We start from the raw sequence: 13,402 nt of genomic DNA, 5'->3' as shown, positions 1-13,402 counted from the left end.
GGCATGGACTATGTCTCCGCGCTCGTGCCCCCCTTCGTGATGGCCACGTTCTTCATCGCTCTCGTCGTGACGATCGTGAAGAGCCAGGGCGGTTCCAACAAGGCCAAGGAAGACGCGGCGGTCGACGCCGTGCTCGCCCGGGCCGAAGCCACCCAGCAGCAGAAGTAACCCCCTCGGGCGTGCGGCCTCACCGGCCGCGCGCCCGTTTTTCCTGCGCGTTGCCGAGCGAATAGTCGGGCAATTCCGCACAAGCCGCACTATCGTGCTGGTGTGCCTCGCCCCCTGGGAGAACTCGAAGACGCCGTCATGACACGGGTGTGGCAGTGGAACCGCCCGGTCACCGTGCGAGAAGTACTGGAAGACCTCCAGCAGGAACGGTCCATCGCGTACACCACGGTCATGACCGTTATGGACAATCTCCATCAGAAGGGCTGGGTCCGCCGGGAAGCCGAAGGCCGCGCCTATCGATATACGGCGGTCTCCACCCGCGCCGCCTACTCGGCCGCACTGATGAACGAAGCCTGGTCGACGAGCGACAACCCCGCGGCCGCCCTCGTGGCCTTCTTCGGCATGATGTCCGCGGAACAGCGGGAAGCCCTCCGGGACGCCGTGCGCGTGGTCCAGTACGACGACGGGTCGGGCGCGGACGCCGCCGCAGAACCCACCGCTCCGCCCGCGGCCGAAGGGGAGTCCGACGAGCGCCCGCAGGAGCCGGGGCGATAACGTCCGCAGCCATGGGAGAGTTTTCCACTGCACATGCAGAAACAGTGACGATCCGCCGTGCCCGGACGCGTGATGTTCCCGCGCTGCGCCGCCTCCTCGACCAGTACGTGCAGCAGCGGATCCTGCTCGACAAAGCTCCGGTCGTCCTTTACGAGGACATCCAGGAGTTCTGGGTCGCGGAACGCGAGTCCGACGGTCAGGTCGTCGGCTGCGGGGCTCTCCACGTGATGTGGGAAGACCTTGCCGAAGTACGCACTCTCGCCGTGGACCGGGGCTTGAAGGGTGCCGGAGTCGGGCATCAGGTGCTGGAGCAGTTGTTGCGTACCGCCCGCACCCTCGGGGTGAGCCGGGTTTTCTGCCTCACCTTCGAAGTCGAGTTCTTCGCGAAGCACGGCTTCGTCGAGATCGGCGAGACCCCGGTCAAGACCGATGTCTACATGGAGCTGCTGCGTTCCTATGACGAGGGTGTCGCCGAGTTCCTCGGTCTCGAACGAGTGAAGCCGAACACCTTGGGCAACAGTCGGATGCTTCTGCACCTCTGATCGATGGCCTCAGCTTTTCCGGTGCTCCGCCTGCCTGTGGCCTATGTCCGAATCGCGTACGTTTCCCGCCCTGTTGCGGTCTCGAACCTCTCCCCGGGGGTTTGTGTTTTCCAGGCAAAAGCGGTTTCCTTTCCGCGTACTGCTTTTCGATGAAAGGAAATCCCGGTGGCACAGAAGGTTCAGGTCCTTCTTGTCGACGACCTCGACGGTGGCGAGGCGGACGAGACGGTGACGTTCGCTCTGGACGGCAAGACCTACGAGATCGACCTCACCACCGCCAACGCTGAAAAGCTCCGCGGTCTGCTCGACCCGTACACCAAGGGCGGCCGCCGCACCGGTGGCCGCGCGTCCACCGGTCGCGCCAAGGGCCGTACGGCCGTGGCGTCCGGCAACCCGGACACCGCGGAGATCCGCGCCTGGGCGAAGTCCCAGGGCCTCAGCGTCAACGACCGCGGCCGCGTACCGCAGGACATCCGCGACGCCTACGAGAACCGGGGCTGACCCGTCAGGGACTGACCCGGCCGGCCCGTGAGGGAGGCCCGGCCACGGCGCTCCGCGAGGGCGTCCGGCGCCGGAGTCGCGCGCGGTGGCATTCCGTCGCCGCCGCGGAGACCAGGCGCACGAGATCGGGACCGGCGCCCACCCGGCCGGGACCGGCACCCTGTCCGGGACCGGACAGGGCAGGCAGAAGTGCCTCGCACCCCTGCTCGGGGGGCCGTAGCCACACGGCGGCCCCCCGGGGACACCCGTCCCGTACGGCATGCCCCGGTGGCACCGGGGCGGTGATCCGGCCACCCGCACCCAGGGCGGTCAGATCGAGGGCGACCCCGCCCCATTCGAGCCAGTCCAGCAGCCCGTCCAGCTCCTCGGCGCCGCCCGCGGCCACCAGGAACCGCATCCGGCGTCCCATCAGGGCCACCGGGCCCGTCGCGACCGGCCTGCGCAACAGCGCGGCCCCCGCGTCGGACGGCAGCTCCAGCACGTCGAACCGGACCCCGGTCGCGAGCTGGACCGGCGGCCCGCCCGTGACGGTCCAGCCGAGCACCCTCCCGTACCAGGAGGCGTAGGCGTCCTCCTCGGGCGTCGGGCGGGGCGACGGCACGAGCGGCGTGGCGAGCGGCAGGGTGACGGCCATGTCCGGAGCAACTTCCGAAACGCCTCCGGGTTACGCTCAATGTGACGGACCGCACTCACCGCCGTGCGGAACGTAAACTTCCGTGGACTCCGGAGTCCGCATTCGGGACGCAACCGTGTTCGCCCTTAGCTGAGGGAACCGGTGCCACCGGCATGGAGTGTCAGTCCTTACGGGTAAGACATTCCTAGTGGATCGGGGCGACACGCTGATTTGACGGGTCTCCGTTCGCCGTCGGCGTACACGCATGACGGGTATCTGCCTGGCCTGCGGGAACATCGTCTCGCACCATCGAGTTGGAGCAGTTGTCGGCTCTTCAAGCCGGTTTTCCCGCTGATGCAGGGGTGAGCCGTGGACGGATGTCGGCAGTTGGAATGAGCTGTCCCGCCCCACGGGACTAGCATGCGGAAGGACAGGGCGGGGACCGACCCCGAACTGCCCGACCGCTCTGAGGAGCGATAAACGATGTTCGAGAGGTTCACCGACCGCGCGCGGCGGGTTGTCGTCCTGGCTCAGGAAGAAGCCCGGATGCTCAACCACAACTACATCGGCACCGAGCACATCCTCCTGGGCTTGATCCACGAGGGTGAGGGTGTCGCCGCTAAGGCCCTGGAGAGCCTCGGGATTTCGCTCGAGGCTGTTCGCCAGCAGGTTGAGGAGATCATCGGTCAGGGGCAGCAGGCCCCGTCCGGCCACATCCCCTTCACCCCGCGGGCGAAGAAGGTCCTGGAGCTTTCGCTCCGAGAGGCCCTCCAGCTCGGCCACAACTACATCGGCACCGAGCACATCCTGCTCGGCCTGATCCGCGAGGGCGAGGGCGTCGCCGCCCAGGTCCTCGTGAAGCTGGGCGCCGATCTCAACCGAGTCCGGCAGCAGGTCATCCAGCTGCTCTCCGGCTACACCGGTGGAGGCAAGGAGTCGGCCACTGCCGGCGGCCCGGCCGAGGGTACGCCCTCGACCTCGCTCGTCCTGGACCAGTTCGGCCGCAACCTCACCCAGGCGGCCCGCGAATCCAAGCTCGACCCGGTCATCGGGCGCGAGAAGGAGATCGAGCGGGTCATGCAGGTGCTGTCCCGCCGCACGAAGAACAACCCGGTCCTCATCGGCGAGCCCGGCGTCGGCAAGACCGCCGTCGTCGAGGGCCTGGCCCAGGCGATCGTCAAGGGCGAGGTTCCCGAGACGCTCAAGGACAAGCACCTCTACACGCTCGACCTCGGCGCCCTGGTCGCGGGTTCCCGCTACCGCGGTGACTTCGAGGAGCGCCTGAAGAAGGTGCTCAAGGAGATCCGCACCCGCGGCGACATCATCCTGTTCATCGACGAGCTCCACACCCTCGTGGGTGCGGGTGCCGCCGAGGGCGCGATCGACGCCGCCAGCATCCTCAAGCCCATGCTGGCCCGTGGTGAGCTCCAGACCATCGGTGCCACGACGCTCGACGAGTACCGCAAGCACCTCGAGAAGGACGCGGCCCTTGAGCGCCGCTTCCAGCCGATCCAGGTGGCGGAGCCTTCCCTCCCCCACACGATCGAGATCCTCAAGGGCCTGCGCGACCGCTACGAGGCCCACCACCGCGTCTCCATCACGGACGAGGCCCTCGTCCAGGCGGCGACGCTGGCGGACCGGTACATCTCGGACCGCTTCCTCCCGGACAAGGCGATCGACCTGATCGACGAGGCCGGCTCCCGGATGCGCATCCGTCGGATGACCGCGCCGCCGGACCTCCGCGAGTTCGACGAGAAGATCGCGGGCGTGCGTCGCGACAAGGAGTCGGCCATCGACTCCCAGGACTTCGAGAAGGCGGCGTCTCTCCGTGACAAGGAGAAGCAGCTGCTGGCGGCGAAGACCAAGCGCGAGAAGGAATGGAAGGCCGGCGACATGGACGTCGTCGCCGAGGTCGACGGTGAGCTCATCGCCGAAGTCCTCGCGACCGCGACCGGCATTCCCGTCTTCAAGCTCACCGAGGAGGAGTCCTCGCGACTGCTCCGCATGGAGGACGAGCTCCACCGTCGGGTCATCGGCCAGAAGGACGCCATCAAGGCGCTCTCCCAGGCGATCCGCCGTACCCGTGCCGGTCTGAAGGACCCGAAGCGCCCGGGTGGCTCGTTCATCTTCGCCGGCCCGTCCGGTGTCGGTAAGACCGAGCTCTCCAAGACGCTCGCCGAATTCCTCTTCGGCGACGAGGACGCGCTGATCTCCCTCGACATGTCGGAGTTCAGCGAGAAGCACACGGTTTCCCGTCTCTTCGGTTCGCCCCCCGGCTACGTGGGCTACGAAGAGGGCGGCCAGCTCACCGAGAAGGTGCGCCGGAAGCCGTTCTCCGTCGTCCTCTTCGACGAGGTCGAGAAGGCCCACCCGGATATCTTCAATTCCCTTCTCCAGATCCTGGAGGACGGTCGCCTGACCGACTCCCAGGGCCGGGTCGTGGACTTCAAGAACACGGTCATCATCATGACGACCAACCTGGGTACCCGGGACATCTCGAAGGGCTTCAACCTGGGCTTCGCGGCTCAGGGCGACACCAAGACCGGATACGACCGGATGAAGGCGAAGGTCAACGAAGAGCTCAAGCAGCACTTCCGGCCCGAGTTCCTCAACCGTGTCGACGACACGGTCGTCTTCCACCAGCTCACCGAGGAAGACATCATCCAGATCGTCGACCTCATGATCGCCAAGGTCGACGAGCGCCTCAAGGACCGCGACATGGGCATCGAGCTGAGCGGTGACGCCAAGCTCCTGCTCGCCAAGCGGGGCTACGACCCGATCCTGGGTGCCCGGCCGCTGCGCCGGACCATCCAGCGCGAGATCGAGGACATCCTGTCGGAGAAGATCCTCTTCGGCGAGCTGCGTCCCGGTCACATCGTGGTCGTCGGCAAGGAGGGTGAGGGCGAGGACGCCAAGTTCACCTTCCGCGGCGAGGAGAAGTCGGCTCTGCCCGACCTCCCCCCGATCGAGGCCACGGGCTCCGGCCCGGACCTGTCGAAGGGCGCGTGACGCGACCGAGCGGTAAGGGGCGGCCCCAGGACCCACAGGTCCTGGGGCCGCCCCTTTTCCGTCATCGGGTCACTGCTCGTACACCGTGTAGAAGGACTCGACCTCGGTCTCGGGGAAGCGCCGGGCCAGCCGCTCCGCCAGGCCGGGCGCCATCGGTTCGTCCTCGTACAGCCGAAGGGTCCGCAGCGACGGCAGCCTCAGGTGCTCGACCAGGCTCGCCAGGACCTCGTCCGACACGGCCAGCTCCTCCAGCCGGTCCAGCCGGGACAGCTCGGCCCAGTCCGCCGGGCCGGTGGGCCGCCAACCGTGGCCGAGGTTCAGGATGCGCAGCCCCGTATGCCGGCCCAGGCCCTCCATCCGCACCGAGGCGGTGTTCAGGATCAGGGATTCGAGCTCCGCTCCGGGTGCGAGGTCGCGGGCCGACCAGGGGTGCGGCGAGTACAACTCCAGTGACCGCAGGCGGGGCCAGCTCGCGATGGCCTCGTGCAGTCCCGGCACGGACATGCTCAGGCGGGCGACCCGTATCGGCAGGCCGTGGAGGGCCGTCACGTCCGTGAGCCCGTGGCACCGGTTGACCTCCAGCACGTCGAGCGCCTCCTGTCCTCGCAGGAAGTCCAGATCGGTGAGCTCTTCGAGTTCGAGGAGGCTCAGACTCACCACCTGTACGCGGGAGCACAGTGCGGACAGGGCGCGGGCGGACACCGCACCGCGCACGACGAGCCCCGGCGGCCGTGTGAACGCGTGCAAGGCGTCCGCCTGGCCGTCGCGCAGGATCTGCAGGGCGTGCGGATCGTGGCGGAGGTGTTCGATCACTTCCCGGGCGTACTCCCGGGCGTCGAAGCGGCCCCACAGCGAGACCAGGGCGTGGTGGACCGCGGGCGACCGCGTGTCGCGGAAGCCCGCCAGGTAGGGGACGGCCAGGTCCGAGAGGGTCTCGCCGGCCGCCGCGACGGCCATCAGGGCCTCCTCCTCGCTCGCCTCGGCCGGGTCGGCCAGCAGTTCCAGCACGAGCGGTCCGGTCCGGCCCAGCTCCTGGGCCTGGTCGATGCTCCGGGGCGGCAGCAGGTGCCGTACCGCGGCCTCGGCCTCGGCGCGCAGCGCGGGGGTGAGTTCCGCCGCGTACTGGAGGGAGGCGTAGGCCAGGAGCACGGACCGGTCGGGGCCGCGGTCGAGCAGGCCCCGGATGATCTCGGTGCGCTCGCGCGGGCGGCCCTGGGCCACCGCCATGCGGATGACGTCCTCCCATTGGTCGTCCTCCGCGTGACCGGTCAGCTCGCCGAGGCCGCCCTCGTCCAGGGCGGCCCGGGCTCCGAGGAAGTCCTGGAAGGTGCGGTGGACGAACTCGACGGTGTCCTCCGTCGGTGCCCGCAGCAGGCCGGTGCGCTCCAGGAAGTGCGCGAACACCTCCGGAGCGTCACCGAGGACCCGGGCGGCCGGTACGGCGGGCAGCGCGTCCGCGATCAGCGCTTCGGCCCGGGTGCGGTCCATCTCCGTGCGGCCGTTGCGGATCAGCCAGTAGGCGAGTCGCTGGAGCAGCTGGAGCTGGGGTTCCTCGGCCAGGTCCGGCAGCAGCAGGCCCCGCTCGCGGTCGCGGCGGTGCAACAGCATGGACAGGGCGGCCGCGTACAGCTCCTTGCGGCCCGTGGGGAGGAAGCCGCGACGTTCCCGGTGCAGGGCGCAGATCATCCCGCACAACAGCGGATTGGTGGCCAGCCTGGCCAGGTCCGGCTTCCTGGCGACGGCGTCCAGCAGCTGGTCCCGGTACTCCGGCGGGGTGTGGTCCGCGGCCGTGTGCCAGCGCTCGATGAAAGCCCGTACGTTCGCCCGGGTCATCGGGGTCAGGGTCACCTCGGAGAAGTCCACGGCGGCCAGCCAGTCCGGCCGGACCGCCGAGGGCCGGGAGGTGACCAGCCAGCGGTTGCCGGGACAGGCGGCGATCAGGTCGGCGAGCCAGTCGCGGGCCCGGTCGCGTTCGGTCGCCGGGATCTCGTCGATGCCGTCGACCAGGAGCAGGGCGCGGCCGTCGCGCAGGACCCGGCCCTCCCAGCCGTCGGGGGCCTCCCCGGCGAGCGGGGAGCCGGCGAGGAAGTCGCGGGGCGCGGGCAGCCGCTCGCCGTGCCGGGTCAGGGTGCGCAGCGGCAGGACGAAGGGGACGGTCCCCGCGCCGGGGTCCCGGGCGGCGGATACGGCCAGCCACTGGATCAGGGTGGTCTTGCCGGATCCCGCCTCGCCGCGCAGCAGGACGCGGGGGTGCTCGTCGAGCAGCCGGTCGGCGGGCAGGGAGTAGGGGGCGGCGGGGAGCGCCTCGGCCCGGTCTCCGGGGGCGGCGGTGACCTCCAGGCTCACGTAGGCCGCGTCCAGCGGCCAGCGGGAGGATCCCGGGGCCAGGTCGAGGCCGAAGATGGTGAGGGAGCCGTGGCGCCGGGCCAGGTAGTCCAGGTAGCGGGCCTCGAAGGCGCTGTCGCGGCCGTCCTGGCGGGGGACGCGGGTCAGCAGTTCGTCCACCTTGGCGATGGTCTCGGCGTGCAGCCGGCTCTGCTCGACCAGGGTCGACGCGACGAAGGTGGAGCGCTGGGTGAAGAAGTTGAGGATGTGCAGGCAGGCCAGGTCCACGAGGCGGGAGTGGAAGAGCTCGGCGTCGCGGGAGAGCCCGGGGTGCGGGGCGGCGGCCCGCAGCTGCCGGGCGAAGGCCCGCGGTCCGAGGCGGACGGCCTCCACGTCGGAGAGGGTGAGGTCGCCCAGTGCGTGCAGGGTGGCGGCGAGGGCGGCCGCCACGCCCGCCTCCTCGCCGGGCGGCAGGGGGCGTTCCCCGGGGGCCCGTAAGGCCTCCTCGACCAAGCGGTCGGCGAGCCTGCGCAGGTCCGCCGCGTCGAGGTCGCGTTTCTCGCGCCACGCCACGTAGGAGGAGATCCGGTGCGGCCGGTCCACCAGGCCCGCGCCCGCCTCCTCGTGCCGGAAGAGCTTCCTGACGAGCGGGGTCACGACCCCCGAGGCCAGCCGGATTCCCAACACCGATACGTCCACGGGCCGGAGCCTAGTGACGTGGGTCGCAAACGGTCCTGGCTTCGGTGACAAGCGGCACAAGACAAAACGGACGTACTAGGCCGTTTCGTAGATCCAAAACGCCCTGTCGCAGGACCTTCGCCCCTGGAGGGAGGCCGTCAACGGGACGCGTCACAGGGGTGCCGCTACGAGTTCCGCTAGTAATCGGGGCATTTGGGGAAGTCCCGGGCCGCGGGTTACCAAGGTTGAGCCAGCCCGGCACTCGCTCGATCGTGCCGGGTCACTTCATGCCTCTGACAGGTGTGAAACCCCCCTTGTTCCCGGCCCCGGAGGTCTGCACATGTTCGCGAAGCGCGTCTACACCCGTCGTACCCGTATCGCTGTCGGCACCACCGTTCTCGGTGCGGTGCTGGCCCTCGGGGCGGGCACGACCGCCGCGTTCGCAGACGCCCCGCAGGCCGCCGTCACCGCCAAGACCGCCGGCGCCGCCGGTGCCGCGGGCGCCTCGAAGACCGGCCTGTGGGACAAGCCGCTGGAGAAGTACACGCTGTCCGCCACCTTCGGCAAGGGCGGCAACATGTGGTCCCACAAGCACTCCGGCCAGGACTTCGCCGTCCCGGTCGGCACCCCGGTCAAGGCCGCGGCCGCCGGTACCGTCGTCAAGGCCGGCCCGAACGGCGGCGGCGACGGCCCCGCGTACGGCAACGCCATCGTGATCAAGCACGCGAACAACACGTACTCCCAGTACGCGCACCTCTCGAAGATCCAGATCAAGGTCGGCCAGAAGGTCAAGGCCTCGCAGCGGATCGCCCTGTCCGGCAACACCGGCAACTCCAGCGGCCCGCACCTGCACTTCGAGATCCGCACCACCCCGAACTACGGCTCGGCCGTCAACCCGGTGGCCTTCCTGCGCACCAACGGCGTCACCGTCTGACCCGACCGACCCGTCCCGACCGCCGCACGCGCCGCACTCGCGGCGCCCGCGGCACCCGTCGCACCGGCCGACCCGCCCTGCTCACCGATCAGGTGAGCAGCCAGGCATGGGTCGGCTTCGGCGATGGATCGAGCTTCCCCTCCTTGTACGCGGCGGCCTGCTCCGCCGTGAAGGCCATGTCGTAGGTCTTGAGGCTGTGCAGGGCGCCCTGCCACGGACCGGTCCATATGTTGTGGTGCTTGGACCGGCCGAGCTGCAGCGGACCGGGGGCCTGCCAGATGGGCGGCACCGGGGTCTCGCCGGCCTTCTTGCCGTCCACGTAGAGCGCGATGGCCTTCTTGTCGGCGTCGTACGTGGCCATCAGCAGCGTGGGCGTCTTCACCATGTTGAGCCCCTCGGCGGTGACCGTCCGCGTGGTGGCCGCGGCGCCCTTGTCGCCCGTCTGCACACGGAAGATCCAGGCCTGCTTGCCGTTCACCTCGTTCACGCCGAGCTCGAAGGAGAACGACTCCCCGTCGCCCTGGCTCATGACGATCCGCGAGCCCTTGGTGGCGGAGTTGTAGGCGCGGGCCGTGACCGTGAAGCTCTTGGTCACGTCCACGACCGGCTCGGCGGACTGCCCCCACGAGTTCCCGTTGCCCTTGCCGACGACCTGGAAACGCTTGCCCAGCGGACCGACCTTGAGGTCGGGACCCAGCCGGATGCCCATGCCGCCGTAGCTGTCGCGCAGCAGGGTGTCGTCACCCGCGACGGTCGCGGTGTAGGCCGCGGGCCCCTTCGAATCGTCCGGCTCGGGCGAGGCGGAGGCCGAGTTCGCGGGCTGGGCGTCCTGTCCGTCGTCGTCGCCCAGCAGGAAGAACGTTCCGCCGCCGGCCAGCAGTGCCAGTACGGTCACCGCGCCGCCCAGCATCCACAACCGCTTCTTGCGCCGCTCGGCCGCCGAGCGGTCGGCCATGGCCTCCCAGTCCGGCTGCGAGGAGCCCGGCAGGTCCGGACCGGCCAGCCTCGTGAAGCCCGGCTGGGCCGGGGACCACTGACCGCCACCGTCCTGCGGGTAGCCGCCTCCCGGATCCTGCGGGTATCCGGCCGCCGGGTCCTGCGGGTATCCGGCCGCCGGGTCCTGCTGGTAACCGGCCCCCGGGTCCTGCTGGTACGGGTTCGGCTGCTGTCCCGACTGCGGGTAGCCGTAGCCCCCGGACGGGGTCGGGTAGCCGTAGCCGCCCTGGGCGGGCGGTCCCGGCGGGAACCCGTATCCGCCGCTCCCGGGGGCGGGCTCGGGCTGCGGGTGGCTCGGGGGATTCGTACCGTCGGTCATGCCACGGATGCTAAGTCACGGACCCGTGGGCGGATACCGCCCGGTACCCGTCCCGCCCCACCCGCCCCGGTTCAGCCCTGCGGCAGCTTGAGGATCGGGAAGCTGCCCGTCGCCGTCGGCGCGTGCTCCGGCAGCCACAGGACCGCCACCGCGCCGGCCGCCGAACCCTCGCGCTCCGAGCCGCCCCGGGCGGCCACGTTACGGAAGGTCAGCCGGGCGCCCAGCACCCGCGCCTGGCCCTCGGCGATGGTCAGCCCCAGCCCGTGCCCCACACCCGCGCGGTCCGTCGACCCGGTACGGAAGCGGCTCGGCCCCTCGCGCAGCAGCGCCTCCGGGAAGCCCGGCCCGTGGTCCCGGACCCGTACGACCCGGCCCTCGACGTCGACCTGGATCGGCGGCCGCCCGTACCGCGCGGCATTGGCCAGCAGGTTCCCCAGGATCCGCTCCAGGCGGCGCGGGTCGGTGCTGACGATCTCGTCCGCGACGACCCGTACGGTCGCCTCCGGCATCAGCGACGTCACCCGCCGGCTCACGAACTCCCCCAGCGCCACGTCCTGGAGCTCCGCCCGCTCCGAGGCGCTGTCCAGCCGGGCCACCTCCAGCACGTCCTCGACGAGGGCGCGCAGCACCTGGGCCCGGTCCCGCACCAGCTCCGTCGGCCGCCCCGGGGGCAGCAGTTCCGCCGCCGTGAGCAGGCCCGTCACCGGAGTCCGCAACTCGTGCGCGATGTCCGCGGTCACCCGCCGCTCGGCCTCCAGCCGTTGCTGGAGGGCGTCGGCCATGGCGTCCACGGCCCGCGCGAGGTCGTCCGTCTCGTCCCGCACGACACCGCCGACCGCGTCCCGTACGCGGACGTCGGGATCGCCGTGCGCCACGCGCTGCGCGGCGGCCGCGGCCTTGCGCAGCCGGCGGGAGATCTGCCCGCCGATGAGCACGCCGAGCGCCGAGCCGCCGATCACGGCGGACAGGCCGCCGATGACCAGGGCCCGGTCCAGGTCGGCGATCAGATTGTTGGCGCCGTCCCGGAACGGCGTGTGCAGCGACAGCACCTGTCCGTTCCCGAGCGGCACGGCGGCCCACACCTCGGGTGCCCCGTGCGGCCGCTCCTGGATGTAGGTCCCGCGCCGTCCCGACTGCGCCTTGCGCCGCAGTTCGGCGGGCAGTTCGGGATCGTTGAGCTTGGCCCCCATGGGCGGCTTGCGGCCGGCGTCGGCGTTGCGGGAGATGAACTGCACGCGGTCCAGCTGCACTTCACGGGCGCTCTCCAGCATCGACACGCGGGCAGCACTGTGCACGACCAGGCTCAACGCGATCGTGACGAGGGCGCCCACGGAGGCGATGGCGACCGTGATCTTCCAGCGGATCCCCGTGCGGAGGGTGAACCGTCTCATGCCTTGAGCTTGTATCCGAAGCCCCGGACCGTTTCGATGCGGTCCTGACCGATCTTGGTGCGCAGTCGCTGGACGTGGACGTCCACGACGCGGGTGTCGCCGCCCCAGTCGTAGTCCCAGACGCGCTCCAGCAGGCGGTCGCGCGACAGCACGGTACCGGGCGCGGAGGAGAACTCCAGCAGCAGCCGCATCTCGGTCGGGGTCAGGGCCACGGCGGCGCCCGCCCGGCGGACCTCCATGCCCTCGGTGTCCACCTCCAGGTCGCCGAAGGAGAGCACCCCGCGGTCGGGGTCCGAGCCGTTGGCGATCGCGTTCGAGCCGTTCTGGGGGCCGCCGGAGTGGTCGAAGCGGCGCAGCACCGCGCGGATCCGGGCCACCAGCACGGAGCCGTCGAAGGGCTTGGTGACGTAGTCGTCGGCGCCCGCCTCCAGGCCCAGCACCACGTCGATGCTGTCGGCGCGCGCCGACAGCATGATGACCGGGACGGTGGACTCGTCGCGGATGCGACGGCACAGGCTCACGCCGTCCATGCCGGGGACCATCACGTCCAGCAGGGCGATGTCCGGCCGGTTCGCGCGGAAGGACTCCAGTCCGGAAAGACCGTCGGGCATGGCCGTGACCACGAACCCGTCGCGTTCCAGCGCCAGGGTCGTGGCCTCACGGATGACGTCGTCGTCCTCCACGAACAGGACATGGGTCTCGGCCATGCGGGAGCCTCGCCTCGGTTCTTCTGTGCTCAGTTCTTCTGACTCGTGGCCGGGGCGGGCGGGATCCCGCCGTCGACCACATTGCTGTACTCCGAGTGAACTCGGTCCTGCTCGGTGAACTTCTCCCCGTTCCAGCGGTACGTGATCACGTCCTCGCCCGACGGATAGGCGAGCGCGTCGCTCTTTCCGTAGACCTGCTTCGTGACCACCAGGTCGCCCCGGTCGATCTCCGAGTAGACGGGTGGCTGTTCGTCCGAGAAGACATTCTCGTACGTGGCTCCGTCGGACCGGTACACGTACGTTCCGCGGCCCAAGGCATCGGCGCAGGACAGGACGTTCACCACGATGTCCACGACGGGACCGCCGGTGACCTTCCCGTAGCTCACGTCCACCGGATACTCCTTGCCGGAGCAGGGCTTGAGGTCCCGTTTGACCTCGGTGCTGACCTTGGGGTCCTTCATCAGCAGCCCGACCGGGTCGACCTTCTTCAGCGGCCGGCCGGACGACGCCGAGACGGAGTCCTCGGGGGCGGGCCCCGAAGTGGCGGCCTTGGCCACGGCCTCGGGGCGGGCCGGACCGCCGTCGCGCAGGCCGGTGCCGCCCGTGGCGCACCCGACCGCGAACACGGCTGTGCCGACGAGGACGACCGTCCCCGCCGACATCA

The 13,402-nt window shown here is 70.3% G+C and carries 12 protein-coding genes; 6 read left to right on the top strand and 6 right to left on the bottom strand.

Features of this window, described 5'->3' with window-relative positions:
* Window positions 1-3: 3 nt before the first annotated feature.
* The 4 genes from ACWG52_RS16780 to ACWG52_RS16765 all read left to right on the top strand — a co-directional run bounded on the left by ACWG52_RS16780 (window position 4) and on the right by ACWG52_RS16765 (window position 1,766).
* Window positions 4-168: a hypothetical protein gene (locus ACWG52_RS16780; protein WP_033219175.1), complete on the top strand. Its 165-nt coding sequence runs from the start codon at window positions 4-6 to the stop codon at window positions 166-168.
* A 102-nt stretch (window positions 169-270) separates the two neighbouring features.
* Window positions 271-723 carry a BlaI/MecI/CopY family transcriptional regulator gene (locus ACWG52_RS16775; protein ID WP_389803429.1) on the top strand — a complete coding sequence of 151 codons (453 nt, stop codon included), beginning with the start codon at window positions 271-273 and terminating at the stop codon, window positions 721-723.
* An 11-nt stretch (window positions 724-734) separates the two neighbouring features.
* Complete coding sequence (locus tag ACWG52_RS16770; RefSeq protein WP_030727070.1) at window positions 735-1,265, top strand: amino-acid N-acetyltransferase; 531 nt, start codon at window positions 735-737, stop codon at window positions 1,263-1,265.
* Window positions 1,266-1,430: 165 nt separating this feature from the next.
* On the top strand, window positions 1,431-1,766 hold the full coding sequence (locus tag ACWG52_RS16765; RefSeq protein WP_030009902.1) for a histone-like nucleoid-structuring protein Lsr2: 336 nt from the start codon (window positions 1,431-1,433) through the stop codon (window positions 1,764-1,766).
* 4 nt (window positions 1,767-1,770) lie between these two features.
* Here the strand turns inward: ACWG52_RS16765 and ACWG52_RS16760 are convergent, their stop codons facing one another.
* Window positions 1,771-2,400 (bottom strand): SCO3374 family protein, encoded by a 630-nt coding sequence (locus ACWG52_RS16760; protein ID WP_390166459.1) that lies wholly within the window; start codon window positions 2,398-2,400, stop codon window positions 1,771-1,773.
* Window positions 2,401-2,862: 462 nt separating this feature from the next.
* On the opposite strand from ACWG52_RS16760, the gene ACWG52_RS16755 reads away from it, so the two are divergent.
* The gene (locus tag ACWG52_RS16755) at window positions 2,863-5,388 is read left to right on the top strand and encodes an ATP-dependent Clp protease ATP-binding subunit (protein WP_033219171.1); all 2,526 of its coding nucleotides are present in this window, start codon (window positions 2,863-2,865) and stop codon (window positions 5,386-5,388) included.
* A 69-nt stretch (window positions 5,389-5,457) separates the two neighbouring features.
* On the opposite strand, the gene ACWG52_RS16750 is transcribed toward ACWG52_RS16755, so the two are convergent.
* The gene (locus ACWG52_RS16750) at window positions 5,458-8,412 is read right to left on the bottom strand and encodes an NACHT domain-containing protein (protein ID WP_390166457.1); all 2,955 of its coding nucleotides are present in this window, start codon (window positions 8,410-8,412) and stop codon (window positions 5,458-5,460) included.
* 319 nt (window positions 8,413-8,731) lie between these two features.
* Between ACWG52_RS16750 and ACWG52_RS16745 the strand changes: the two genes are divergently transcribed.
* On the top strand, window positions 8,732-9,325 hold the full coding sequence (locus ACWG52_RS16745) for a M23 family metallopeptidase (protein ID WP_390139441.1): 594 nt from the start codon (window positions 8,732-8,734) through the stop codon (window positions 9,323-9,325).
* An 88-nt stretch (window positions 9,326-9,413) separates the two neighbouring features.
* Here ACWG52_RS16745 and ACWG52_RS16740 read toward each other — a convergent pair whose 3' ends face one another.
* The 4 genes from ACWG52_RS16740 to ACWG52_RS16725 all read right to left on the bottom strand — a co-directional run bounded on the left by ACWG52_RS16740 (window position 9,414) and on the right by ACWG52_RS16725 (window position 13,400).
* Window positions 9,414-10,640, bottom strand: a complete 1,227-nt coding sequence (locus ACWG52_RS16740; protein WP_390139439.1) for a LamG-like jellyroll fold domain-containing protein — start codon at window positions 10,638-10,640, stop codon at window positions 9,414-9,416.
* A gap of 71 nt (window positions 10,641-10,711) precedes the next feature.
* Window positions 10,712-12,031: a two-component system sensor histidine kinase CseC gene (cseC, locus tag ACWG52_RS16735; protein WP_033219167.1), complete on the bottom strand. Its 1,320-nt coding sequence runs from the start codon at window positions 12,029-12,031 to the stop codon at window positions 10,712-10,714.
* Entirely contained in the window at window positions 12,028-12,738 is a 711-nt protein-coding gene (gene cseB, locus ACWG52_RS16730) for a two-component system response regulator CseB (protein WP_453128936.1), read from the bottom strand. The genes cseC and cseB overlap by 4 nt, the downstream gene beginning before the upstream one ends.
* A gap of 29 nt (window positions 12,739-12,767) precedes the next feature.
* Window positions 12,768-13,400 carry a hypothetical protein gene (locus ACWG52_RS16725; RefSeq protein ID WP_389803408.1) on the bottom strand — a complete coding sequence of 211 codons (633 nt, stop codon included), beginning with the start codon at window positions 13,398-13,400 and terminating at the stop codon, window positions 12,768-12,770.
* Between the last annotated feature and the right edge of the window lie 2 nt (window positions 13,401-13,402).

The organism is Streptomyces sp. CLCI03 (assembly GCF_053615355.1).
Note: the sequence above shows the minus strand (reverse complement) of the source record. Positions and strands in the feature narration are given on the sequence as shown.